At 45.0% G+C, this 25,004-nt stretch carries 18 protein-coding genes; 12 read left to right on the top strand and 6 right to left on the bottom strand.

The features are described 5' to 3' along the window. Positions 1-365 precede the first annotated feature (365 nt). Genes F453_RS0100990 through F453_RS0100975 form a run of 4 tightly spaced genes read left to right on the top strand, consistent with a single transcriptional unit; the run spans position 366 to position 4,718 of the window. Positions 366-1,655 carry a Na+/H+ antiporter NhaC family protein gene (locus F453_RS0100990; protein ID WP_018966323.1) on the top strand — a complete coding sequence of 430 codons (1,290 nt, stop codon included), beginning with the start codon at positions 366-368 and terminating at the stop codon, positions 1,653-1,655. A gap of 6 nt (positions 1,656-1,661) precedes the next feature. Then, positions 1,662-2,468 carry a hypothetical protein gene (locus F453_RS0100985; RefSeq protein ID WP_018966322.1) on the top strand — a complete coding sequence of 269 codons (807 nt, stop codon included), beginning with the start codon at positions 1,662-1,664 and terminating at the stop codon, positions 2,466-2,468. A 48-nt stretch (positions 2,469-2,516) separates the two neighbouring features. Further along, positions 2,517-3,212 (top strand): glycoside hydrolase family 25 protein, encoded by a 696-nt coding sequence (locus F453_RS0100980; protein ID WP_018966321.1) that lies wholly within the window; start codon positions 2,517-2,519, stop codon positions 3,210-3,212. Positions 3,213-3,251: 39 nt separating this feature from the next. Beyond that, complete coding sequence (locus F453_RS0100975; RefSeq protein WP_018966320.1) at positions 3,252-4,718, top strand: zinc ribbon domain-containing protein; 1,467 nt, start codon at positions 3,252-3,254, stop codon at positions 4,716-4,718. A gap of 615 nt (positions 4,719-5,333) precedes the next feature. Here the strand turns inward: F453_RS0100975 and ispE are convergent. Then, positions 5,334-6,173, bottom strand: a complete 840-nt coding sequence (ispE, locus tag F453_RS0100970; RefSeq protein ID WP_018966319.1) for a 4-(cytidine 5'-diphospho)-2-C-methyl-D-erythritol kinase — start codon at positions 6,171-6,173, stop codon at positions 5,334-5,336. Between the two features lie 366 nt (positions 6,174-6,539). On the opposite strand from ispE, the gene dnaB reads away from it, so the two are divergent. The 3 genes from dnaB to F453_RS0100955 all read left to right on the top strand — a co-directional run bounded on the left by dnaB (position 6,540) and on the right by F453_RS0100955 (position 10,703). After that, the gene (dnaB, locus tag F453_RS0100965) at positions 6,540-8,018 is read left to right on the top strand and encodes a replicative DNA helicase (RefSeq protein WP_018966318.1); all 1,479 of its coding nucleotides are present in this window, start codon (positions 6,540-6,542) and stop codon (positions 8,016-8,018) included. 90 nt (positions 8,019-8,108) lie between these two features. Further along, on the top strand, positions 8,109-8,789 hold the full coding sequence (locus F453_RS0100960; RefSeq protein ID WP_018966317.1) for a tetratricopeptide repeat protein: 681 nt from the start codon (positions 8,109-8,111) through the stop codon (positions 8,787-8,789). A gap of 276 nt (positions 8,790-9,065) precedes the next feature. Further along, positions 9,066-10,703, top strand: a complete 1,638-nt coding sequence (locus F453_RS0100955; protein WP_018966316.1) for a hypothetical protein — start codon at positions 9,066-9,068, stop codon at positions 10,701-10,703. 206 nt (positions 10,704-10,909) lie between these two features. Here F453_RS0100955 and F453_RS0100950 read toward each other — a convergent pair whose 3' ends face one another. The 4 genes from F453_RS0100950 to tsaA form a co-directional block, all read right to left on the bottom strand. Beyond that, positions 10,910-11,629: a YebC/PmpR family DNA-binding transcriptional regulator gene (locus F453_RS0100950; RefSeq protein ID WP_009235369.1), complete on the bottom strand. Its 720-nt coding sequence runs from the start codon at positions 11,627-11,629 to the stop codon at positions 10,910-10,912. 158 nt (positions 11,630-11,787) lie between these two features. Further along, positions 11,788-14,250, bottom strand: coding sequence for a phenylalanine--tRNA ligase subunit beta (pheT, locus tag F453_RS0100945; protein ID WP_018966315.1), 2,463 nt, complete (start codon positions 14,248-14,250; stop codon positions 11,788-11,790). A gap of 718 nt (positions 14,251-14,968) precedes the next feature. After that, positions 14,969-16,510 carry a chitobiase/beta-hexosaminidase C-terminal domain-containing protein gene (locus tag F453_RS0100940; RefSeq protein WP_025789829.1) on the bottom strand — a complete coding sequence of 514 codons (1,542 nt, stop codon included), beginning with the start codon at positions 16,508-16,510 and terminating at the stop codon, positions 14,969-14,971. A 383-nt stretch (positions 16,511-16,893) separates the two neighbouring features. Continuing rightward, positions 16,894-17,571, bottom strand: a complete 678-nt coding sequence (gene tsaA, locus F453_RS0100935; RefSeq protein ID WP_018966313.1) for a tRNA (N6-threonylcarbamoyladenosine(37)-N6)-methyltransferase TrmO — start codon at positions 17,569-17,571, stop codon at positions 16,894-16,896. 175 nt (positions 17,572-17,746) lie between these two features. Here tsaA and F453_RS0100930 point away from each other — a divergent pair, with 175 nt between their 5' ends. Continuing rightward, a complete protein-coding gene (locus F453_RS0100930) occupies positions 17,747-18,241 on the top strand; it encodes a pyridoxamine 5'-phosphate oxidase family protein (RefSeq protein WP_018966312.1) in 495 nt (164 codons plus the stop codon). Positions 18,242-18,351: 110 nt separating this feature from the next. Beyond that, positions 18,352-18,879, top strand: a complete 528-nt coding sequence (locus tag F453_RS0100925) for a hemerythrin domain-containing protein (RefSeq protein WP_018966311.1) — start codon at positions 18,352-18,354, stop codon at positions 18,877-18,879. 185 nt (positions 18,880-19,064) lie between these two features. Here the strand turns inward: F453_RS0100925 and F453_RS0100920 are convergent, their stop codons facing one another. Then, positions 19,065-19,724: a hypothetical protein gene (locus tag F453_RS0100920; RefSeq protein ID WP_025789830.1), complete on the bottom strand. Its 660-nt coding sequence runs from the start codon at positions 19,722-19,724 to the stop codon at positions 19,065-19,067. Between the two features lie 365 nt (positions 19,725-20,089). Between F453_RS0100920 and F453_RS15960 the strand changes: the two genes are divergently transcribed. From F453_RS15960 to F453_RS0100905, 3 genes are all read left to right on the top strand, one after another. Further along, positions 20,090-20,311, top strand: coding sequence for a hypothetical protein (locus F453_RS15960; protein WP_081619091.1), 222 nt, complete (start codon positions 20,090-20,092; stop codon positions 20,309-20,311). A 404-nt stretch (positions 20,312-20,715) separates the two neighbouring features. Next, positions 20,716-21,711 (top strand): LacI family DNA-binding transcriptional regulator, encoded by a 996-nt coding sequence (locus F453_RS0100910; RefSeq protein ID WP_018966309.1) that lies wholly within the window; start codon positions 20,716-20,718, stop codon positions 21,709-21,711. 199 nt (positions 21,712-21,910) lie between these two features. Continuing rightward, a complete protein-coding gene (locus tag F453_RS0100905) occupies positions 21,911-25,000 on the top strand; it encodes a SusC/RagA family TonB-linked outer membrane protein (protein WP_026292401.1) in 3,090 nt (1,029 codons plus the stop codon). Positions 25,001-25,004 lie beyond the last annotated feature (4 nt).

Raw genomic sequence — 25,004 nt, 5'->3', positions numbered from 1 at the left:
ACCAACTGGCAAAGCTTCCAAACGCATTGGGATAAACCACGGTCACCATTCCACCACTATTACAGCACGAAAACGCATCGCTAGGAAAACGTGCTAAAGTAAAGAAAGAGTGAACCCAATGCCCACATTTACCAAAAAACAAACAGCAATGTGGGGTTTACCATAACCATAAAACGGATAACAAAGCGTGGCAAATACAGGAGGGTAAACTTGAACAGCCTCATTACCCCACCCTAGTCGCAGCACTTTTCACTCTGAAACAGCTGCACGTCATCATCCAACAACACAGCCGCAAACAGACAGCAGGATAACAAAACGACAAGAGATGCACGCCAACGCCGTTGCATCAGACCAAACAACAACACATGCACCATATCTCAAACAAGAAAGGATTATTGGCTTTAAGTCCGCTAATCGTGTTTATCGTGATGTATCTCGTCACATCAATTGTAGCGGGCGACTTCTATAAGATACCCATCACCGTGGCTTTCATGATGTCTAGCATGTACGCCATCGCCACGTCGACAGGCAAGCCCTTGGCCGAACGCATAAACGTATTCAGCAAAGGGGCCAGCACCAACAACATGATGCTAATGCTATGGATATTCGTTTTAGCAGGAGCCTTTGCCAATTCTGCCAAAGAGATGGGGAGCATTGATGCCATGGTGAACTTCACGCTCAATGCTTTGCCAAGCAATCTTTTACTTCCTGGCATTTTCCTTGCAGCCTGCCTTATATCGCTCTCTATCGGAACGAGTGTCGGAACCATTGTCGCCCTCATCCCCATAGCTGTAGGCATTGCCCAAAACACGGGCGTTAGTCTTCCACTTATGGCGGGAATAGTCGTGGGTGGCTCGTTTTTCGGCGACAACCTATCATTTATTTCCGACACCACTGTGGCTGCTACCAACACGCAAGGTTGCCGAATGAAAGATAAGTTCCTTGTAAACATCTACATTGTTTTACCTGCTGCCATTGCCATCATTGCTATCTACACATTCCTAGGCTTTGGCGTTGCAAGCACACACAATCCCTCCGCCATACAGTATCTTAACATCCTGCCCTACATATTGGTTATCGTTACAGCTATTTTTGGAATGAACGTGATGGCCGTTCTCACAATCGGCATTGCCATGACGGGCATTATCGGCATTTGGAATGGAGCCTACGACCTCTTTGGATGGTTCCACTCTATGGGCAACGGCATCGTGGGTATGGGCGAACTCATCATTATCACAATGCTGGCAGGTGGACTACTGGAAATTATACGCATGAACGGTGGCGTGGATTATGTTATCAACAAACTTACGGCGCGCATCAATGGTAAGCGTGGAGCAGAAGGAACCATCGCCCTACTCGTTTCATTAGTAGATATTTGCACCGCAAACAACACCGTAGCAATCCTAACTGTGGGTGGCATTGCCAAAGACATATCCCAACGGTATGACATAGACAGTCGCAAGAGTGCAAGCATTCTCGACACCATGTCGTGCTGTATTCAGGGCATTATACCCTACGGTGCACAGCTACTTATGGCCGCGGGGTTAGCTAAAATCAACCCTGCGCACATCGTGCCATACCTTTATTACCCTTTCGCCATTGGTCTCGTAACCATCCTGGCCATTGTTTTCAGATACCCAAAGAAGTATAGCTAACAGAAAATGGACGTTGTAAAGAGAAACTTTTTCGCGTTACTTAGAACTGGCGCATTCGGCGAGATGCACTATGTTGAACCTATGTCGGCCTACAAATGGCGAAAGCTTTTTGCCGTATTGGGTGTTCACGATGTGTTACAGTATGCCTTGGCAGGTTACGATAAGCAGCAATATCCAAACGTACGACACATTCCTCAACCCATCATCAACGACCTACATTCTCGCCCGCAGTCATCTTTTGGTGACAAATACGCCAACTCTGCACTCTCAAACAAGTTTCTGAACAAGCGCTTAAACAGCATTCGCGAGAACGAGCCCCATGCTATGGATGCCTCTATAGAGAGCTTACATGCACTCAACATCATCGTGCACAATGTAGAAGAGATGCTTAACAAGGGCGTGGTGTTAAGGGGCGTAGTTGATTTGGGGGTCTATCTCCGCACAATGGGGCATAAAGTAGACTTCGTGAAGCTTGAAAACTGGCTATCCAAGCTACATATCGAAACCTTGGCGCAGTTTCAAGGCAGCATCCTTATTCAACTTTTAGGGTTCGAAGCAAATGAAGTACCCTTCACGAAGCGTACTATGTCCGATGCGAAGAAAGTTACGCTCAAGTCGGTAGAACGTACTGAGAAAGACACAAGCGACAAATGGGACTTCAAACAAAATAAATCGCTGTGGATACATGCCAATTCCAGCGCGATAAAACAGAGCATGAGGCGCAGCCTACACTATGTTTTTTATGCACCGATAGAGACAATTAGCAATTTGACCTATAAATTTGCTAAAAATCTATCAGAATTAGAAGAATAATGAGCAGATAGTAAGGCGACTCTAACGACTTTTTGTAACTTTGCAACCATGAAGAAATTACTTATCATTTTGGCATGCACATTATGTCCATTTTTGGCTCATGCCCAAGAGGGATACTACATACAATGCGAGGATACTTGCAACCACGTACACGGCATCGATATTAGTCATTACCAAGGGCAAGTGTTTTGGGAAGTTCTCGGCGAAAATTCGAAGATGGCCTACGTATATATCAAGGCCACCGAAGGGGGCGACCGCATCGACCCAAAATACGAACGCAACATCGATTTAGCTCACCAATATGGGCTGAAAGTTGGCTCGTACCATTTCTTCAGACCCAAAACGAACCTCACTAAACAGTTGGAGAACTTCAAAATGCAATGTAGGCCAGGCGATCAAGACCTTATTCCGATGATTGATGTCGAAACGAAGAGCGGACTACCAACGGCAGAATTTTGCGATTCGCTTATCAAATTTATCACGCTTGTGGAAGAGGCTTACAAGCAAAAGCCCCTCATCTATACCTTCACCAACTTCTACAACGCCCACTTGCAAGGAGTGGTGGATGGCTATCCGCTAATGATTGCCCAATACAACGGTATCGAACCAGAACTGAAAGATGGTCGCGACATCACCCTATGGCAATATACGGGTAAGGGAAGAATTAACGGTATCAACGGGTTCGTAGATAAAAGCAGGTTTCTTAAAAACCATGGCCTGCGCGAAATACGTTTTCATCACTAACCAATAATCCTCAAGTAGAACATAAAATAAAGAATCAATATGGCAATGATTAAATGTCCCGAGTGCGGTCGCGAGATTAGTGACAGAGCACCTTCATGCCCCTCGTGTGGCGTTAAAATTGAAAACGAGGTTATCAAATGCCCCGTTTGTGGAGATGTTTACTTTAAAGAACAGGCCGAATGCCCACATTGTCACCATCGCGCGACAAACGACTTAAATACGGAACAAGAGCATGCACAAAATACCATGCCCTCTACCCCACCCGCTTCTTCTGCAAACCCTGTTCAGGGAGACACTCCACAGCAACCTTACAACAATGCATCGACGTACCCTACTACAAATGCGAATGTAGGTCAACCACAACAACATGCGGGCGAAAGCACCCAAAATGTGCAGTCGCAACCCAACCAACCACCCTATAATGCATACCAAACGCAAGCTGTTCAGCCTACACAACAGCAACAAAGCGGTTATCAAGGTCAGCCGACACAGACTTCGCAGCAGCAAAATGCCTATCAGGGTCAGTCCACAGCGCAACCCACAAGTGGCGTTCAGCCACAATCGGGCGGTGCTCAACAGCCTCCTTACGGCCAAGTACCACCACAGACACCTCCCCCAACAACACCACAACAGCGCAACAAGAACATCACTACGATTGTACTCATTGTGGTAATTGGATTCTTGTTGGTTGGTTTTGGTGTGTACGTTTTCTCTGGCTCGTCTCGAGGAAAGGAGCAGCAAGAATACGAATATGCCCTCAACAGCAACGACCCTGCAGTGCTCGAGTCGTATCTGAACAATTATAGGGATGCCTCCCCCGAACACATCGACAAGATAAGCCAACAATTGGCACAACTGAAGCAGGCCGAACAGGATTGGACCAACACCATGGTAAGTGGCTCGAAGTCTGCCTTGGCCGAGTATCTAAACAAATATCCCAACAGCATTCATAAAGGTGAGGCCGAGCGTAAGATTGATTCGCTAGACTGGGTTGCGGCTAAGTCGGCCAACACAACAGAGGCCTATAACCTCTATATCACAGAGCATCCCAATGGCGACCACATCGACGAGGCCAACAATAGCCTGAATGTGGCCAAAGCTAAAAACATTACGCCGAAAGAAAAAGAAATGCTCGCTTTGGTTTTCCGCAGCATGTTCCGTAGCATAAACGACCGCGACGACGAGGCTTTAACTTCCAACTTTAGCGATTTCCTTAGCTCGTTCTTGGGAAAGAGCAATGCCTCAAAGAGCGATGTCATCGCATTCCTTAACAAGATATACAAAGACGACATCACGGCAATGGAGTGGCGAGCTAACAACGACATGAAAATCTCGAAGCGTGAAATTGGTATCGACGAATACGAATACACCGTTGACTTCTCTGCAAAACAGAAAATTGAACGCGAAGACGATGATAAAGAGACCGAAGCCAACTATCGCATCAAGGCAAAAGTTAATCCCGATGGGAAGATTACAGAGCTAAACATGGTTAAGGTGCTGCAATAGTCTAGGCCACGCCACTTTCGGCGTGCTCCATGTAATAAGGAGTCTCGCTTTTAAAGACATCGCTTCTCAATAAAATATCATGCCCCACACCTTTGCACTTAGCAAGGATGTGGGGCTAATGTTTGTGTGCCAGCAAAAGCAAACCAAAATTGTTGCTAGCCGAAAAATAAGCAGCAAGGCTCTTAAAGTTTAGCGCTTACAAACCACTAAACAAGCGTTTGTACCCAACTCTTTCACCTTATGATTTGGTACAGTTTAACTGGAACCGCGTTCCAGATGATATGGAATGTTGTTCCAGATGATATGGAACACTATTCCAGATGAGGTGGAACGTTGTTCCAATTAAATGCTAACCAAGCCGCATAATAATTCAGACAATTCAAAACGTAAACAAATGCTATCATAAAGTTTACAGAATGGTCTTAAGGATACAAATATTCTCGTGTACAGAAGATGGCGAGGGCTTCGCTATTTATACTTAGTTGTTTGCCATTTAGGCGTATACACGTCTCGTCCTTCACGTAAATGGCGCACCATTGGCTAAGTCAGTGGTACAACAAATATAGCTACACAGCCACAAACAACAGGCGACTAATACTTAAGATTTTTGTTCGGCTACAGCTGGGCAACGTAAACAAAGGCATCAGGAAACAACTTTTCCAACTCGTCGGGCCGTTGCTTAAATAGTCCGAAGATAGAACTACCACTACCCGACATCTGCGCATATAACGCACCTTGCGCATAAAGTGTGCGCTTAATGTCACCTAACTCGGGATAAACGGCAAACACCGATTGCTCAAAATCATTTGTCAGTTCCTCTTTCCACGTTGCTATGGGTTGCCTAACAATGTCACGACAACACTTAGCAGGCTTTTTAGGCACAATGTTCTTAAAGGCATCGGCAGTGGAAACCGCAACTGGTGGTTTCACGATAGCCAGAAAATACCCACTGAGATTATGCTGTGGGGTATCTACAGGCGCAAGAATTTCTCCCTTTCCTGTTGCAAACGAAGGCTCTGCAGTGATGAAAAAGGCGCAATCAGCACCAAGTTGGGCAGCATAACGTTCCATTTCGGCATTACCGATGTTCAGCCGAAACCGTTCGTCAAGCAACCTGATCATAAACGCAGCATCACTCGATCCGCCCCCAAGTCCAGCTTGCGAAGGTATGCGCTTATAAAGATGCGCATGAACACGTGGCATAGAGAAGTCGCGAGCCAACAAATTGTACGCCTTACACACAAGGTTTTGCTGTTCATCGCCTGCAATGGCGTTGCCCGTCACCTTCAAGTCGCACGCCACCTCCGAAGGAAATTGCTCGTCCATCAACTTCACTTCCAATGCATCGGTAAGTGGAACGGGGTAGAAAACGGTTTCTAGGTCGTGATAACCATCATCTCGTTTGGCTACAATATTTAGTCCTAGATTTATTTTTGCGCAAGGGAATGTAATCATAAGTTGTCTTGATTGTTTACATTGCAAAGGTAACACATTTTTGTGCAATGGCTTTAAAACCACGAAATAAAATTAAAGTGTGCGATGACAGGTGATAGGTTTTAGCAAACGAACAGCAATATTCGCATTTTTTTTGCTACATTTGTACCCATGTTCGCTTTGGAACAAGGCGCATATCTCACAACGAGCATAATCAAACAAGCCTCCCATGGCGCAATTCTACACCTACATATACTTGCTACACGACGTTTACGCGTTAGATAGCACGATTGAACCAAGTAGTCAGACGCATAGCGAACTGACATACGATAAGCTGAAACAACACCCTAACAACGCGGGGACGATGTACCAAATAAATATTTAAACATGGCCGAAACAAGCAATACAAATAGGAGAACAAAAAAATCTACACCCGTTGATAACACCTACGGGCACCTGCCACCACAAGCCATTGATCTGGAAAAAGTGGTGTTGGGCGCACTGATGATAGATAAAGACGCTTTTGCGGTGGTAAGCGAACTGCTCCATCCCGAAACGTTTTACGAGCCCCGACACCAAAAGATATACACTGCCATCAGATCGCTCAACATGGACGAAAAGCCTGTTGACATTATGACCGTTACCGAGCAGCTGAAGCGCGACGGCACTATCGACGACGTTGGCGGTGCACCATACGTGGTAGAGCTTAGCTCGCAGGTGGCTTCTTCGGCTCATATCGAATACCATGCAGCCATACTTGCCCACAAATTCTTAGCTCGCCAGCTCATTTCTTTTGCTAGCAATATCGAAACCAAGGCTTTTGACGAGAGTATAGACGTTGAAAACCTGATGCAAGAGGCAGAGGGCGCACTCTTTGAGCTATCACAAAAGAACATGCGACAGGACTTTACGCAGATCGACCCCGTGATAAAGCAGGCCATAGACATTCTACAAAAGGCCTCGGCAAATAGCGGTGGTATGACGGGAGTTCCTACGGGCTACACCAAACTAGACGAAATCACGTCGGGTTGGCAACCCTCCGACCTCATTATTATTGCAGGTCGACCCGCCATGGGTAAAACATCGTTTGCACTAAGCTTAGCTAAGAACATAGCTGTAGACGCACAAGTGCCCATCGGATTTTTCTCGCTCGAAATGAATAACGTACAGTTGGTTAACCGCCTTATATCCAACGTGTGCGAGATTGTAGGTAGCAAGATACTTAACGGACAGCTAACACCCGATGAATGGGACCGACTAGACAAACGACTGCGCAACCTACAAGGCGCACAAGTGTATGTAGACGACACCCCAGGCCTATCTGTCTTCGAACTGCGAACAAAAGCACGCCGACTGGTTAGGGAAAAAGGTGTGGGCGTTATCATGATAGACTATTTGCAGCTGATGAACGCCAACGGCATGAAATTCGGCAGCAGACAAGAAGAGGTGTCAACTATCAGCCGATCATTGAAGGGCTTAGCCAAGGAATTGAACATCCCTGTTATCGCCCTCTCACAGCTTAGTCGTAACGTAGAAAACCGCGAAGGACTTGAAGGAAAACGCCCACAGCTAAGCGACTTACGCGAGTCGGGAGCCATTGAGCAAGATGCCGACATGGTGCTTTTCGTGCATCGTCCCGAATACTACCACATTTTTGAAGACGATAAGGGCAACGACCTGCATGGAATGGCACAAATCATCATCGCCAAACACCGTAAAGGTGCTACGGGCGACGTGCTGCTCACCTTCAAAGGACAATATACCAGGTTTGAAAACCCCGAGGCTACGTCGTCGCAACCAAGTTTACCCGACGATGGAGGTGGACTGATTGGCTCGCGAATGAACGACGAACCCATGCCCTTCTAACACCCCATCAAGAGCTCTTGCTCTTCTAGAGGCATATGGGGACAACGAAATTGGCAAACAGAAACATACCCCATTCATAACCATTCCTACATGAAGCGAAAAATATTCATGGCCATATTGGCCGCCACGATATCCTTCAATGTTGGCGCACAGACAAAGAAAGAACTGCGCGACAGCCTTGCTGTGCTTGCCAGAGAGGCCGATATGCACCCCGACTCCATCGAATTACGTTTACGTAAAGCGGCCCTGAACCTGCAATTGGAGCAATGGCAATATGCCAAGGAAGAATATGACAACATCCTAACGCTATTTCCCAACAACGCCACGGCATTATATTTTAGAGCCTTTGCATACGAACGGATGCGTCGTTACGACCTAGCTAAGGCCGATTATGATAAGATACTCGCCCACATTCCTGGTAATTTCGAGGCGCTGTTGGCCGTTGCCCTGCTCAACCAAAAGATGAAACGCCACACTGAAGCACTCGACCAAGCCAACAGATTGGTAAACCAACACCCCGATAAGGCATTGGCTTACGCTGTACGAGCCGGTATTGAACACGAACGAGGTATGCTTGAACTGGCGCTATACGATTACGAACAAGCAATAAAAAGAGATAACCAGAATGCCGAATACCATATATATAAGGTAGAAACGCTTATCGCCTTAAAGCGATTTGACGAGGCTTTGCAAGAGCTTAACCTGCTTACGAAAATGGGGGTTGCACGTGCCGAATTGGCCGAACTCTATAAACGATGTAAACAACGTTAATTGTTCCTTTCCACGTTTCATACCTTTAAGACTTTCTTTCATTATCAGTAATTTCTCGTTCGCATCGCTTTTATACTCCGGAAAGCGAGGAAGTGTTGTATTTACTCACAACAGCTTTAAGCTTTAAATTGTCCGAAAACACACTATTACCACTCCTAAACACCTTTATTGTGTTAAACTTTGCTTATTTTACGACATTTATCTGCTATACAACTTGTAACTTTTTATAAAATAATTACATTTGCAATACCATTGAACAAACACCAAACTAAAACCATGGAACATCTATATAAAAGAGCCATTGTATTTTTATTTGCCTGTGTTTACAGCATTTTCGCCATGCATGCAGAGGTTATAGACATTGTGCAGCTTTTGCCACAGGGTAAAAGTAACATGGGAAGACCCATCACAACTGTTTCTGGCGAACACGTTTCACTTATTTTCAGCAGAGGTGAGGGTAAAACCACTCCCTCAAATTACGGCTATGTACGCCTATACAAAGGCAATTTCATGAGCGTAAATGCAGAGAAAAGAGTACGAAAAATAACTTGCCACTTCCTTAAAACAGGTAAGGAAGTAATACCTGAGACAGGAGAAATGACTGTATCTAACGGCACACTAGACAATGATAACGTGTGGCAAGGTAGCTCAGATCAGCTTGTCTACACCTTCTATCCACCCCGAGGCAACACCTTTGCACTGGTAAAGGTGGAGTTAGAATACGATGACGGCAACGATCCACCAACAATAAAGCCTGGTGAAGACAAGCCTAACACGGAGAAAACACTACCCGACATCGCCAGCTTCAAACAAACCGAGTTGGGCAAACCTGCCACTTTGAGCCTAAACAAGGCAATAGTGTTGGGCTGTAACGATGCAGAATTGTTTATTCAAGACCATACAGGCCTTATCCGCCTATCGCTTTCAGAGACTACTTCGTGGCAAAAGGGCGATGTTATTACAGGCGAAGTACGAGGCGTTTACGAAGATAAGGACGGGTTGCCAACCATCAAGGGGGTTGAGAAAATTAATATCAAGAAGATTTCGAGCAAGAAAGCGTCACCCCAAAACATCCCTGCCGACGAGCTATCGCAACATGCTTACAAATGGGTTCACACCACATTCATCAACAATAAGCAGCTACGACTGGCCAATTCAAGGGCTGGCGTGGATTGTAAAGCATACGATGGGGCTGAAATAGAATGTGATGCCATTGTTGTTCCACGAGGTTCAACCCTCTTACTCTACCCTATCGCCTCACAAGATGTGACCATCAACTACTTCGACGATAAGCCAAACACGTATGGAGAAGCACAAAACGTAAACGTGCACATAGAACATGCACTGAAACAAGGGGTGTTCAACACGCTCACTTTACCCATTTCGCTTACCGCGGCAGACGTTAAGGCCATCTTCGGACAAGCTGCGGTTGTTGCAAAGTTTGCTCGCGCAGAAGCGCAATCAATTGTTTTCGAACAAACGACAGAAGGAATGACTGCTGGAGAAGCTTATTTGGTAAAGCCACAAGCCGACATGCAGGAGATATTTATTGCCCAAACACAAGTTCGTTCGCCCAAAGCAGACACCAATAGCCAATTTGTGGGGACACTCAATGTAACAACTCCGCCAGCAGGAAGCTACTATATCAACAGGCAATCTAAGTTGCAAGCGTTCTTCGGCAACCAACAAATCAAGGCGTTTAAGGCCTATTTTTACAATGTCGACAATGCCGAGGGTAAATCAATTGTCATTAATAATGTCACGAACGACATTCAACAAATGGCTATCGATACCGATCCCGACTCCCAATCGCCCACCATCTATAACCTTAATGGACAAAAGGTGGTAAGGAAAATAGGGGCTCTACCCGCAGGAATATACATCATAGATGGTAAGAAAGTCATCGTGAGATAAACCACGGAACGTGTGCTCTCACCCCCGACAAGACATCTACGGTGGAAAGAAAGATGTTTTGAACTAAGGAAACATATAACAAAAAGGTTGCGCGAGTTAGGGTTATCCCCCATTCCGCGCAACCTTTAAAGCCTTTATTTTATAGATACGAGGTTTGAAAAGAATGTTCAAAGCCCCTTCACCATATAGGTAATACAACCTTTGGTTTACTTCATATTGGTGTAAACCGTTTGTACATCGTCGAAATCTTCGAGCTTTTCAACCATCTTGTCGATAGTTTCGCGCTCTTCGTCGGTTACCTCCTTTAAGTCATTCGGAATGTAAGTGAACTCGGCGCCAGTAACTTCAAACCCTTCGGCCTCAAGGTGTTTCTGTATTTCGCCAAAGCTTGTTGGAGCACCATAGATGGTTATTTCGTTCGTTTCATCATCCTCATCGTACTCGTCTTCTACCCCATAATCGATAAGATCGAGTATCAATTCGTCCATATCCAGCCCTTCTTTCTTCTTGAAAGTAAATACCGACTTATGGTCGAAAAGGAATGAAAGCGATCCCGATGTACCCAAGTTTCCATTGAATTTGTTGAAAACCGAACGAACATCGCCCACAGTACGCGTGGTGTTATCGGTGAGGGTGTCTACGAATACGGCAACACCATGAGGTCCATAGCCCTCGTATGTCACCACTTTAAATTCGCTTTGGTCCTTACCCATAGCGTTCTTGATAGCCCTTTCGATATTGTCCTTAGGCATGTTTTCGCGCTTCGCGTTGGCGATAATAGCCCTAAGCGTGGGGTTATTCTCGGGTTCTGGACCTCCCGCCTTTACGGCAATGGCAATTTGTTTACCTATTTTTGTAAACGTACGGGCCATGTGACCCCATCTTTTCAGTTTCGCAGCTTTGCGATATTCAAATGCTCTTCCCATTGGATTGTGCGTTTATAAGTGGGTTGTGACCTATCTATTCTTGCACGATTTAACTTCGCAACAAGTCAAGGTAACTTATTCCCCACCCTATTTTATTATCTTTTATTCGTTACTTCTCTATTTAACTATGGCTGTCAACACCCATTAATGCAATTTTTCTAGCGCAATTCTGCTCCAAGTTTGCCTTTAAGGTTGGCAATCAGCTTTTGCATAATAGCCTCAATCTGCTTATCTTTGAGTGTTGCGTTCTCGTCTTGCAAGATGAAGTTTACAGCGTAGCTCTTCTTTCCTTGCGGTAAGTTCTTGCCCTCGTAAACGTCGAACAGTTCAACCTTCTTCAGCAATTTCTTCTCCGTTTGCGTTGCCACGGCCACCACATCCTTAAACAACACCTCCTTATCGAGCAACAAGGCGAGGTCGCGACTTACAGCTGGGAACTTGCTTATCTCCTTAAACTCAACATCTTTCTTGCTTACCAGCTTCATAATAGCCGTCCAATTCAGGTCGGCGAAGAACACCTCGCTAGTCAAACCAAAGTTCTTACGGATGCCATCAGCCACATAACCCAGCTCTGCAACAACCTTTCCGCCCCTGTTCATCACTTTAAGGGCATAAGTGAAGATGTTGTTCTCACTCGTTTCGTAAACCAACAGACCAACAGGAATGCCAAGACGGGCGAAGATATTTTGCACATAGCCGTTCAATTCATAGAAAGACGATTGCTCGTCGGGATGAATCCACGAACCTTCTACGCGCTTACCGGTAAGCCACAGGCCTAAATGCTTCTCTTCCGAGTAAGCTTTTATGGGACTTTCATCGTTTGCCTTATCGGGATTATAGTGGTAACAGTTGCCAAATTCGAAGAAGCGCAGGTTCTGGTTTTGCCTATTGACATTGCGCGATACGCTTTCCAGTCCACCGAACAACAGTGTTTGGCGCATCATACCTAGGTCGGCACTGAGCGGATTAATCAGCTTCACGCAGGTTTCTTGCGTGTAGTTGTTCAGTCCGTCATAATAAGCCACCTTCGTTAACGAGTTGTTCAGGATTTCGTTAAATCCGCTTCCAACAAGCTGTTCGCCCACAATCGTTTCCAATTTGTGCTCCTTATCTTCGTCGCCCAATACTGTTAGCGAACTTTTAAGCTGAGTGGGGATTTCAACATTGTTATACCCATAGATACGAAGAATGTCTTCAACCACGTCGCAAGGACGTTGAACGTCTACACGATAGGCAGGCACTTTCAGCTGCAAAGCTTCGTTCGTCTCTTCAACCACCTGCATACCAAGACTCGTCACAATGCGCTTGATAACATCATTTCCAATCTCTTTGCCAATCACTTGCGTTACATAGGCGTACTTCAAGTTTACATCGAAGTCTTCAATTGGTTCGGGATAAACATCCTTAACCTCCATTGATATTTTTCCCCCGGCTAATTCTTTGCAGAGAATGGCAGCCTGTTTTAGGGCGTATACCGTGCCGTTGGGGTCGATTCCACGTTCGAAACGATAGCTTGAATCAGTGCTAAGTCCATGTCGGCGTGCGCTTTTCCTTATCCATGTGGGATGGAAATATGCACTTTCAAGCACAACATTACGTGTCGTTTCGTATGTTCCGCTACCCTTACCGCCAAACACACCAGCAATACACATGGGTTCTTCAGCGTTGCAGATACTAAGATCTGACGAGCCAAGCGTATGTTCTTCGCCATCAAGCGTGACGAATTTCGTGCCCTCGGGTTGAGTCTTTACAATGATATGATGGCCTTTAACCATGTCGGCATCAAAGCAGTGCATGGGTTGTCCATAAGCCATCATAATATAATTAGTGATGTCTACAATGTTATTGATGGGGCGCAAGCCGATGGTGCGCAACTTGTTTTGCAACCATTCAGGACTTTCTTTCACCTCGCAATCTGTAATCGACACACAGGCGTAGCGTTTGCAAGCATCCTTATTTTCGATGGTTACTGCTATGGGCAGATCGTTATTGTCAACAACAAAGGCATCGCAGCTAGGACGTTTCAGCTCAGTTTTATAACCATTCTGCACCAACCAAGCATACAAGTCACGTGCCACGCCATAGTGACTTAACGCATCGGCATGATTGGCTGTTATGTCAATCTCGATAAGCCAGTCGCTTTCCAATTGGTAATATTCGGCAGCAGGTTGTCCTACCTTTGCGTCGGCGGGCAACACGATGATACCATCGTGAGATGTTCCCACGCCAATTTCGTCTTCCGCACATATCATACCGAAGCTCTCTACGCCACGCAATTTCGATTTCTTGATGACAAATTCGTTGTCGCCATCATAAAGCACAGCGCCCACATCGGCCACAATGACCTTCTGTCCAGCGGCCACATTAGGCGCGCCACATACGATTTGGGAAGGCTCGCCCTTACCCAAGTCAACCGTTGTGATGTGTAAGTGATCGGAGTTTGGATGCACTTCGCATGTAAGCACTTCGCCCACATACAATCCTTTCAAACCGCCCTTGATGGTTTGAACCTCTTCCAAAGAGTCTACTTCAAGGCCGCAGGATGTCAATACCTCTGCCGTCTTCTGCGGTGTAAGGTCGAAATCGACATACTCTTTCAGCCATTTGTATGAAATGTTCATTTATATAAAGTTGTTTTGTATACCCAAATAATGCGCAAAATTACTAAAAAACACGCAGTTTCGCAAAATATTGAAGTTACAAATTACATCTGTCGCTATCTATGTGCTATGAAGACACCTGCAACAGGCAGAACATCAAGAGAAGTAGAAGGTAAAACAAAGACCTGAAAACATCAACAGATGTGGACAAATAGCAATGAGTTCGTTTGGCGTTTTGTGTATAGGCAGGAGTACCAACTGCCTTGTAGCATGGCTACAAAAGGTCGGTAGTGACACTACAAAAGGCTGGTAGTGACACTACAAAAAAGCGGTAGTGTGGCTACAAAAGGTTTGTAGTCCCAATACCAAGGCCTTTGTACTGGATAATTAATGAAAATGCGGTTCGTAATGGCATTGTAGACGTATTGAAAAGGCTTAGGGGCGCATTGAACATCTCGCATGAATCACACGATAAAGCAAGGCTGCACTATGAGAAGTGAACCATTAATAAATCGCACGCAGAAATGTCCGAATGTTCATTCATCCCGCTTTTCAAACACCAAAACAACTTTCCTTTATACACCTTCGCCTAAAAAGAAAAAATCCCCAGTACAACAATGCACTGGGGATATTGAATTGCGTTCATTGGCTTATCGAGATATTCACCGCATTGTTCTAAGGAAAAAGAAACTTACACATGGGAATAGACAACTCGATAAGTGACTTTTCGAACACACTTTTACCTAATAACCACTTTCTTTCCGTTGACGATATAAACGCCCTTAGGCAATTCTGCAACCTTTTTGTTAAGCTTCAAGCCTTCAAGCGTATACACAACGCTTTCAGCTTTGTCGGTCGAAACACCCTCGATAGCGTTTACTATGGCTTTTTCAACATTCACAACAAAGTCGTAAACACCGCCTTTATCTATCACATCTTCGGCGCTATGGGTGTGGTTAGGTTCGCTTTTCTTATGCCAAGCATCAGTAAATTGAACGCGCATACGAGTTGCACCGACGTTAGCGCTGGCTGGAACGGAGATGCTACGAGTGAAATCAACCACCTCATCGTTGCCTTTCGACTCTTCGCCAACCTTAAACAGCTGCTCTCCTTCATCATCAAAGCTATAATTATGATTCCAATCAACAAACACAATGGCGTGATTCCACTTCATATCGGCAGAACATTGAACGTGGAGATCAAAGCTGCTGCCAGCAGTTACTGTGAAAGCGCTACCTGTATTGATATAAACCATCGAAGGTTTTGTGGTTTGTGTGAAATTCAAGTTTTGCTTTGCGTTTTCGGTTGTAGCCGAAGTGATATATCGGTCTTCGGTCGCATGAACAGTTCCTGTAACAATACTCCATGCCTTTTGTATGGTATAGTTGGCCGTTGCTACATTGCTGTTTTGCATTCCGTCTTTCACTGCAATGGCTTTCAACATTACTTGTGCCGTAGTTTCTTCGGGAACCCTCACCTTTACAGGGCCATCATACAACATTCCACTAGCAATCGTGGGTTCTTTGCCATCCAGCGTGTAGTAAATCTTGGCATCTGGCGTTGCCGAAGTTATGGTAACCGTCTGATCGGTCTTGTAAGTTCCGTTTGCAACACTGAAGACTGGCTTAGCGGTAACGTTTTCTCCAACCACCGTTACCCCAAAATCGTGCATCGAACCAGCATATCCCACGGGCATACACATCTCGAAATCAGCAGTACCTCCATCGCCATCGCACAATATACGCATACGTGTCTTACCGATCTTAGCATTTGCAGGTACCGCGAAAGTAAACTGATGACGAATCACCCCTCGGTGTCCCAAGCGAGTTTGTTCGGCCTTTCTCCAGTCAGCACTAGCATATGTGTCCTTGTATTTGGGGTTCCACGAGGTTTCTTTATCCGTTGGTTTCTTTCCCACGGTTGAGAAAGCGCGTTGCAGGTCTTCAAAGTCGCCATCTCCATCCCAGTCAAAACCCACTTGAATGTCCCAAGTCCATATACCAGAACGTACATCTAACACAATCGACTTGCCTGTAGATACAGAAAAGCCCTCTGTGTCTTGAAGCCAGTTGTACTGTTTGCTGCCTACATCATCGATGAACGTATAGATTTCATTACCGTCTGAAGAAACCTTCAAACTGTAAAACGACTGCGAGTTAGCATGTGCCCACTTGCTACCACCACTGCTTTTATTTGGTTCGCAATAGTTTTGTGCCCTCATGGCAGAAAATGTGGAAAACGACAATGCCGCTCCCAAGATTAAAGTAGAAAATTTTCTCATTTGTTTTGTTTTAAAATTGTTTTTATCGTTAGTTTCGTTTTAGATGTGTCTTTACAAATGCGGGGTTAGCGATTCGAATGGCAATAACCGCGTTAGGCGGAAATCATTAAAAAGGTGTGCTCCACATGTTGTAGTGACATGGTTTAGCGTTTTTAGTCTTTGAAGGCAAAGGTATAATGTTTTTCTTAAACAAGCAAATAATCGTAAACTAATTTATCAAAGCGAGACCTCCAATGTAAAAACGAGAACCTTTAAAGAGGGTAAATTAACCATTTTATCAAATTCACGAGATGAGTAAGGCTACAAATGGGGGTGTTTGATGCCGCATAACATCACGTCGTTGCATAATAAATGGCGAAGCATTCATTCTTCTTCAAATCAATCTATACAACGTCTATCACCAGCAACTTCCCTTCGGAAGAAACCGTAAAGCGCACATCCCTACCCATAAAGGGCATGCCATATACTTTATGGGGATCGTCTTGATAGTGTGGTCGCGGGTCGAGTGCCAACACCTCATACAGTGTTTGCAAGATCTCGGGTGGGAAAATGGCTTGAAAACTTTCAGGGATGTGCACCTCAAGTCGTGTAATCGACGTACGGTCTACAAAACCACTACGAGCGCCCACATGGCAATCGGCGTACACGATGTAAGGCTTGATGTCGAAAATGGGTGTTCCATCCATCAAGTCGGCACCAAGAACATGTATCACGGGCCCTTCGTTAGTTTCCCATTCAATTCGTTCCAACTGCACCGAAGATAGGCCTAATCCGTTTGGCCGGAAAGGTGAACGTGTGGCAAACACCCCCATCTTTGTGTTACCACCAAGCAAAGGTGGTCGAACAACCAGGCTATTTGGCGCATGTTTGTTGGCTGAGAAGTGCCAAATTAGCCAAAGATAGTCAAACTCATCGATACCTCTAAGGGCGTCTTTCGATCGATAAGCAGGTTCGAAAACTATTTGTCCGCGCACGTTCTTTACCAATCCGCTTTGTTTAGGTATGCCAAACTTCGAGCTGAAAGGCGAACGAAAATGGGCTATGGGGTAAATCTCTGTCATTTGTGTACAATATTTTGGCGCATGGATAAGGGATAATCTGCACTCACAGTATATCCTACACGCAACTTAACCAACCGCAAAGTTAAGGCTTTTAACCCACTTTAACCACTCAAAGTAACAAATGTTACCCACTATTGAGGCAAAAAAACTTAATTTTGCCACAAAATGCTAGGCAATGAAATATAATAACGATGATGTGAGAAGACGCGACAGGCTTTTGTCTGAACAACGTGCTACGGAGCTGATAAGAATAGCCGAGTATGGCGTTCTCTCGATGATTGACGAAGACGGACTGCCTTACGCCATCCCCGTGAACCACGTTTGGGACGGTGAAGACAGTCTATACATACATTGCGCACCTGAAGGTAAGAAGCTGAGAGCCATTGTCAAGAACCCCAACGTGTGTCTCTGCATTGTGGGCGACGTAAATTTGCTACCCTCGAAGTTTACCACCGAGTACGAAAGCGTTGTGATACGCGGCCTTGCCCGAATTGGTTTGGATGAAGAAGAACGCATGAAGGCACTGCATTTACTCATCGACAAACTTTCGCCCGAATATAAACAGTTGGGCGAAAAATACACACAAGCCTCATTCCATCGTACTGAAATCATTAAGATTGAGATGTTACAATTCTCGGGTAAGTGCAAAAAGGTGCACAAGGCGGGCTAAGTATTGGAAGCGAAATTTAAGAATACACATTATTATATATAAGAACATTCACGCCAGCAAACCTATGCACGGCGTGCTAAAACATATATACAAGAACGTTTAAAAGGAATATGAAGACAAGATTAGATTTTGAAAAGTGGCCAACAGACTTACTGATTGACTATGCATTGAAGATTCATCATAGGGGCATTCGCGAAGAAGGACCAGAAACTTTGGCCCGTCTGAACACATTAGCAGCCAAACATACCGAACTGATTGAGGTGGCGCAGCAGTTTGGCGAGTCGCTTAGCGACCTCGATGAACACTTGATGAAGGAAGAGAATATTCTCTTTCCATTTATCTATGAGATAATGGAAGCCAACAGCCAACAAAGGGCGCAACAAGGTTTTCACTGTGGATCGGTTCAAAATCCCATAGCCGTGATGATGTCCGATCACGAGGGAGAAACTGCAAGACATGAACACATTGCCTACCTTACCCATCAGTTTACAGCACCCGAGGGCGCAGAAACCGAATATCAAGCCGTACTAGACAGACTGAAAGAGTTTAAGGAGGCATTAGAAGAGCATATACTTATTGAGGATACTATAATCTTTCCCAGGGCAATAACAGCAGAAGAGGGAAATACTCAAGGTTAGACTCTAACCCATAAGCATGGTTACAAAATAAATTCGAGCCGAAAAAGAATTTCTTCACATCTACCTTTTATTCCTCGGTCCAACCACAAAAGTGGACACAAGGGATGCTATAAAGGCTTTGAAATTCTTTGTCGGCTCGTCTTCTTTTTTATAAGTTGGTGGGTAAATTCAGCATGTAAGCTCCCCTATTTCGTTTCCAACAATATTTTCTTCTTTCCTTGGCGTGCTTCAAAATATGGATATTCGTCGCGCAGACTGATGTCATCGTAAACGAAATCGGCCACCACCGTGTCGTTCCCATCGGGCAAAATCAGCCCCATCTTCCCATCTTTCTGGGCAATGATAGGCATCATGCACAAATCGTCTACATAAGTATAGTAGCGTCGTAAGAAATCGTACTTGGGCGAAACAAGCACATTACCATCGCCATCGTTAATGCCGAACTTACCATTAACTTCCACCACCTCGTGGTAGCGCAAGTATTTCGACTTAATACGGTTAAGGTAATACACCATCTTGCGCCTGTCGTTCACCAGCGTGAGCAAGTAATCGAAAGTGTCGCAATAGTTGGCCATAGCCCTTGTTAGCACAATTTTGAAGTCCAGTCCGCTTGTAACCTTCCTGTTTAAGTCAATATATCTGGCAATGGCCACTTCTTTTTCTGAAACCGACAAGGTAGAAAGCTGCGCCTCAAACTTGTTCATAATGCCTTTACTGCCCGACATCCCTTTTATATATCGATGAATTTGGCGGCTCATTTCATCACAGACAAATTTATCGATACGCTCTTCTTCAATGGGGTCTACGTAAGTAGCGTCAAAGTTCTCAAGTGTTATTCGTTCCATGATTATCTCCTTTTTCACAAAGGTATTACATTTATTTAGGTTTCCCAACGGATTAAACATTTATTAACAACACACCAATTAGAGTTTCTCCAAGTTCAAGATGCGCACAAAATGGACAGCCTACCTCCACCTTTGCATCAACCAAGCACCTCTAAACATATAGCATCCACATGTTAAAGATACGCGAGTTCGGGATAAAACACAATCGTTATGTATCCTGTAGCGTAGCACTAGCTAGCGTGAAAGTCATTTCTTTACCAGGCCAATCTTGTTCAGAGGGGCATGGTTTCTTATCTCAAACTCGCCAATTAGCCCCTCCCTCGTTCGTATTTTCATCGTTCAGGGAATGCGCCTTCTAAGCCCTGATGATGCATTATTACATTAAACGCCATGTTAAATATGTTTTGGACGCCTGTTCCATGTCATCTGGAATGCTGTTCCAGTTTAGCTGGAACCACGTTCCAACTTATCTGGAACAGGAGTCCAACTTAGCTGTACCAAAGCGAGAACTGAAAAAGCTCACTACAAGGGCTTATCGGGTGAGGCGTGAAAGATGGCGTCTGGAGGTAGGACGTGTGAGTTGGTGACGGTGATAGGTTGTGATAACAGAGTAACTAATGAATGGTAACGATACACTTTATACTTTAACACCTTCTAAAAGCATTTTTATTAGCTTTCCAAAGGTCTGACAATGCACTGTTATTCCTTACTACTTTATCTTGGCGTTAGCATAAGAAAAGAATGGAATTGAGCCATAAATGCAGCCATCAACAAATAAGCATGACGTCACTAGCAAGCAGTGTGTCCTCCACCCTATTAAAATTTTGCCTGATACAAGGCAGAAAACAACACGTTTGGACATATCTTTTAATAAAAAAGAACACATTTCAAATGTTAAATTTAGCGGCGAATGAAATTTTTATTATTAAAAGATTGGACTTTCAATAATAATTCCATACATTTGCAAAACAAATACTAAACCGATATAGTTATGGCACTTTTCAAACGAACTTCATTAAAAGACATCGCCGACGCTTTAGGACTTTCTAAGACAACGGTATCGTTTGTGCTCAATGGTAAGGCTAACGAGTATCACATTGGTGAAGCAACGGCCAAACGTGTTTGGGAGATGGCCGAGCGAATGCAGTACAATCCCAATTTCACTGCAATTAGCCTGCGCGACGGCTGTTCTAAAATACTGGGCATTGTAGTATCAGATATTTCCAATCCCTTCTTCGCTTCACTTGCACGACTATATGAAGACGAAGCCGCAAAGATTGGATACACGGTATTTTTTGGTAGTTCTGACGAAAAGGCGGACAAGATGCAGCAAGTTATCAGCAATCTGATTGCCCGCGGTGTAGACGGTTTAATTATCGTTCCATGCGAAAAATCGGAAGCATTTATTACCTCGCTCGCACCACGTGGAATTCCATTGGTGTTGCTCGATAGGTATTTCCCCAATCAAGATATCAACTATGTGGCACTCGATAACTTTGAAGCTACGCGCCAAGCCACAACTTACATCCTGAACAGAGGCAGCAAACACCCCACCATAGTGGCCTACGACCTAGATCTTGTACACATGCAGGAGCGGGTTCGAGGCTTCGAACAGGGTTTGGCTGACAAGGGAACAAATGCTAAGGGACACATTATCCGCATCGCACCCGACATCTCGACGAAGGATATGGCCGCCCTTTTGAAAGATAGTATGGAGAAAGGTACTGACGGATTTATATTTACCACAAACCTTATCACCCTATCGGGGATGTATGCATTACGCGAACTAGGCTGCCCAACGAAAGACATAAAGCTTGTTGGATTTGACGGCACTCCAGCCTTTGACTTTTTCGACTGCCCCATAACCTATATTCAGCAACCTTTGGAGCAACTTGTAGACGCTTCGCTAACTGCCCTAAAAGCCATTATCGACAAAAAACAGGCATCGTCTGCATTGATACGGGGAAAACTCATAGAGAAATACTGAAAAAGCCAAGGCCGTATCCAAAACCATATACTCTAGGTTGTATCCACTCACGCCACGAAAAGAAGAAAACTTATAACAACCTTAACGAAGCGAGCTTTATATCCTCCCTATTCGGCAACAAGTTCGCTTCCCCACTCTAAGCCCAACATTTTATCTAAGTACAGAACAACAAAAAAGAGACGATTAAAAACCTAACGATATGACAATTAAAGTGTTCAGACATGCGTCGAAACGACAATTGCTCTTGTTACTTTGCATCATCCTGATGCAATCCCCACTCCTCGCCCAAAGTGGAATAAAGGTAACAGGACGTGTTTTCGATGCAAAGGGAGACGCCCTCATTGGGGTTACGGTTTCTCTGGCAGATAATCCACAAGTGGCTACTGTTACGGACGTTAACGGAACCTATACCATTCAACTTCCAGCAACAGGCGTTACGTTGCGGTTTGCTTACATGGGGTTTAAGGAGAAAACCGTTCGCGTAACCAAATCTGCCCTTATAGATGTGGCATTGGAAGAGAACGTGTCGGCCTTGAACGAAGTGGTTGTGGTGGGCTACGGCACACAAAAGAAAGCTTCTGTTGTAGGCGCCATCAACAATTTGGAGCCTTCAAAACTAAACCTTGTATCATCTCGCTCGATGAGTAATGGATTTGCGGGAATGGTTCCTGGCGTTATCGCCGTTCAGAGAAGTGGTGACCCATGGAATAACAACTCTGACTTTTGGATTAGAGGTATTAGTAGCTTTGCTGGAAACACACAACCGTTGGTGCTTATCGATGGCATAGAGCGTTCGATTAACGACATCGACCCCGATGAAGTGGCGTCGTTCTCTGTGCTGAAAGACGCAGCTGCTAGTGCTGTATATGGCGTGAGAGGTGCTAACGGTGTGATTATGGTCGAGACTAAACGAGGAAGCATAGGCAAACCACAAGTGAGCGTGCGCTTCGAACATGCCCTAAGCCAACCTGTTCGCATTCCACAATATGTAGGGAGTGTGAAATACCTAGAGCTCGTCAACGAAATGTACAGCCAAGATGGGATAGCTCCATACGTTAGCGAAGCAACGTTGAGGAACTACCGCGACAAAACCGATCCAGAACTATATCCCGATGTAAATTGGTGGGACGTTATATCGAAGGACCATGCCGACAATACGCGCGCCACCTTAAGCGTGAATGGCGGTTCTAATGTACTTAGATATGCCTTTGTTGCAGGATATTATAATGAGAATGGCATTTTAGCTAGAGACAAAACTAAAGCATGGGACTCGTCGCTGAAGGTGGATAGGTACACCGTAAGATCAAACGTAGACATCAACATAACAAGCTCTACTGTTCTTCGCATCAATATCGGTGGCTACCTGCAATCGCGTAATGCGCCACCAGGCGACATAACCGACCATCGCGCTTTCTACAATGCCATGCGCATCCCACCCTACATTCACCCTGCAATATATGCCGATGGGAAAATTCCTAGGATAATAAACAAGGCCAACCCATGGGCTAGTCTTACCCAAAGAGGATACGAACGCTTGAACCATAGCAATATAGAGGCACTTACTTCAATAGAACAAGATTTGAAGTTTGTTACTCCAGGCCTGCGTTTGAAGCTGACCTATGCCTTTGATAAATTCTCGGCCAACAGCGTAACTCGAGCTAAGAACCCCGACTATTACCATCCAGCGACGGGTAGAGATTACGAAGGCAATCTGATAACGAGCATTCAAGCCAACGGGGAAGACTTCTTAGGGTATGCCAAAGATGCCAAATGGGGCAACCAAAGCGTGTATGTGGAGGCAACGATGAACTATAACCGGACATTCGGCAACAAGCATGCCGTAAACGCCATGCTATTGTACAACCACAAGAACTTTGACGACGGTTCGTTCTTACCTTTCCGAACACAAGGATTTGCAGGCAGGACATCATACACCTACGATGACCGCTATGTAGCCGAGTTCAACTTTGGGTATAATGGTTCTGAGAATTTTGCGCCAGGAAAACGATTTGGTTTCTTTCCTGCTGTAGCAGTAGGCTGGATAGTAACACAAGAAAAGTTTATGCAAAGGCTAACCAACGTGCTTTCGTTGTTTAAAATACGCGCCAGCTGGGGACTAGCCGGAAACAGCAACATTAACGGTAGACGCTTCGCCTACCTCTCTACTATTGCCAACAATGGTGAATACTACTTTGGAAGTGATAGGTTGCTTCATCGCGTAGGACGTGCCGAGGGCGACGTGGGAGTTCCCGACCTGACCTGGGAAAAGGTTACAAAAGTGAACTTAGGTGTTGATGTAGGTCTGTTCGCAAACAGTATTACGTTTAGCGTAGACCTCTTTAAAGAAAGGCGTAGCGACATTTTTATGAAGCGAACAAATGTTCCTGCCGAAGCAGGTTTCATCAATGCCGCGTGGTCTAACTATGGAAAGGTGGATAATAGCGGTGTGGACATGTCGTTAAACTTCCGCAGACGTTTTGGTAAGGATTGGGAAGTATCTGCCTTAGCCAACTTTACCTATGCACATAACAAGATTGTAGAGATTGACGAAGCTGATGCCGTGAAGGGGACATATCGTTCGAAAACAGGTAGACCAGTTTCTCAACTCTTTGGATTGGTGGCTGAAAGGCTTTTCACGAAAGACGACTTCGATGCAGACGGCAAGCTTAAACAAGGTATTGCCACTCAAAGATATAGTGCCGAAAGTAGTCTTAGGCCAGGCGACATCAAATACTCAGACCTAAACAACGACGGCGAGATAAACGACTTGGACCAAACTGCCATCGGTGGAACCGTTGATCCACAACTAGTATATGGTTTTGGCGCAACATTAAGGTACAAGATGTTCGATTTCGGCTTGTTCTTTTCGGGTGTAGGCAAAACACATCGCATACTTGGCGGTGAGACATGGCTACCAGCTTCGTCGATAGGCGCAGGAAACATCTGGTCGAACATTGACAGTAGATGGACAGAAGCCAACCCACAACAAGATGTTTTCTGGCCTAGGATGAGCACAACGACATATAAGAATAATGAACAGCCATCAACATGGTGGCTTAAAGACATGAGTTTCCTCAGATTAAAGAACATCGAAGTGGGCGTTACACTACCCGAACAATGGACACATGCTGCTAAGATACGTGAGTGTAGGATTTTCTTGCGAGGCAATAACATCCTCACGTTCTCTAAATTTAATATGTGGGACCCCGAAATCGGTAGTAACGACGGACTTAAATACCCCGTTATGAAATCGGTGTCGCTCGGTGTTTCTTTCAATTTCAACAATTAAAGCT

It is taken from the genome of Hoylesella loescheii DSM 19665 = JCM 12249 = ATCC 15930, assembly GCF_000378085.1.
Classification (GTDB): Bacteria; Bacteroidota; Bacteroidia; order Bacteroidales; family Bacteroidaceae; genus Prevotella; species Prevotella loescheii.
The sequence above is the reverse complement of the archived record's forward strand: the minus strand, read 5'-3'. Positions and strand labels throughout refer to the sequence as shown.

Excerpts from the sequence above, each read along its gene's own strand:
- F453_RS0100950 (WP_009235369.1), bottom strand. The coding sequence starts at position 11,629 with ATGGGAAGAGCATTTGAATATCGCAAAGCTGCGAAACTGAAAAGATGG.
- F453_RS0100990 (WP_018966323.1), top strand. The coding sequence starts at position 366 with ATGCACCATATCTCAAACAAGAAAGGATTATTGGCTTTAAGTCCGCTA.
- ispE (WP_018966319.1), bottom strand. The coding sequence starts at position 6,173 with ATGATTACATTCCCTTGCGCAAAAATAAATCTAGGACTAAATATTGTA.
- F453_RS0100925 (WP_018966311.1), top strand. The coding sequence starts at position 18,352 with ATGAAGACAAGATTAGATTTTGAAAAGTGGCCAACAGACTTACTGATT.
- F453_RS0100920 (WP_025789830.1), bottom strand. The coding sequence starts at position 19,724 with ATGGAACGAATAACACTTGAGAACTTTGACGCTACTTACGTAGACCCC.
- F453_RS0100940 (WP_025789829.1), bottom strand. The coding sequence starts at position 16,510 with ATGAGAAAATTTTCTACTTTAATCTTGGGAGCGGCATTGTCGTTTTCC.
- F453_RS0100985 (WP_018966322.1), top strand. The coding sequence starts at position 1,662 with ATGGACGTTGTAAAGAGAAACTTTTTCGCGTTACTTAGAACTGGCGCA.
- tsaA (WP_018966313.1), bottom strand. The coding sequence starts at position 17,571 with ATGACAGAGATTTACCCCATAGCCCATTTTCGTTCGCCTTTCAGCTCG.
- F453_RS0100910 (WP_018966309.1), top strand. The coding sequence starts at position 20,716 with ATGGCACTTTTCAAACGAACTTCATTAAAAGACATCGCCGACGCTTTA.
- F453_RS0100930 (WP_018966312.1), top strand. The coding sequence starts at position 17,747 with ATGAAATATAATAACGATGATGTGAGAAGACGCGACAGGCTTTTGTCT.
- F453_RS0100955 (WP_018966316.1), top strand. The coding sequence starts at position 9,066 with ATGGAACATCTATATAAAAGAGCCATTGTATTTTTATTTGCCTGTGTT.
- F453_RS15960 (WP_081619091.1), top strand. The coding sequence starts at position 20,090 with ATGATGCATTATTACATTAAACGCCATGTTAAATATGTTTTGGACGCC.
- F453_RS0100905 (WP_026292401.1), top strand. The coding sequence starts at position 21,911 with ATGACAATTAAAGTGTTCAGACATGCGTCGAAACGACAATTGCTCTTG.
- dnaB (WP_018966318.1), top strand. The coding sequence starts at position 6,540 with ATGGCCGAAACAAGCAATACAAATAGGAGAACAAAAAAATCTACACCC.
- pheT (WP_018966315.1), bottom strand. The coding sequence starts at position 14,250 with ATGAACATTTCATACAAATGGCTGAAAGAGTATGTCGATTTCGACCTT.
- F453_RS0100980 (WP_018966321.1), top strand. The coding sequence starts at position 2,517 with ATGAAGAAATTACTTATCATTTTGGCATGCACATTATGTCCATTTTTG.
- F453_RS0100975 (WP_018966320.1), top strand. The coding sequence starts at position 3,252 with ATGGCAATGATTAAATGTCCCGAGTGCGGTCGCGAGATTAGTGACAGA.
- F453_RS0100960 (WP_018966317.1), top strand. The coding sequence starts at position 8,109 with ATGAAGCGAAAAATATTCATGGCCATATTGGCCGCCACGATATCCTTC.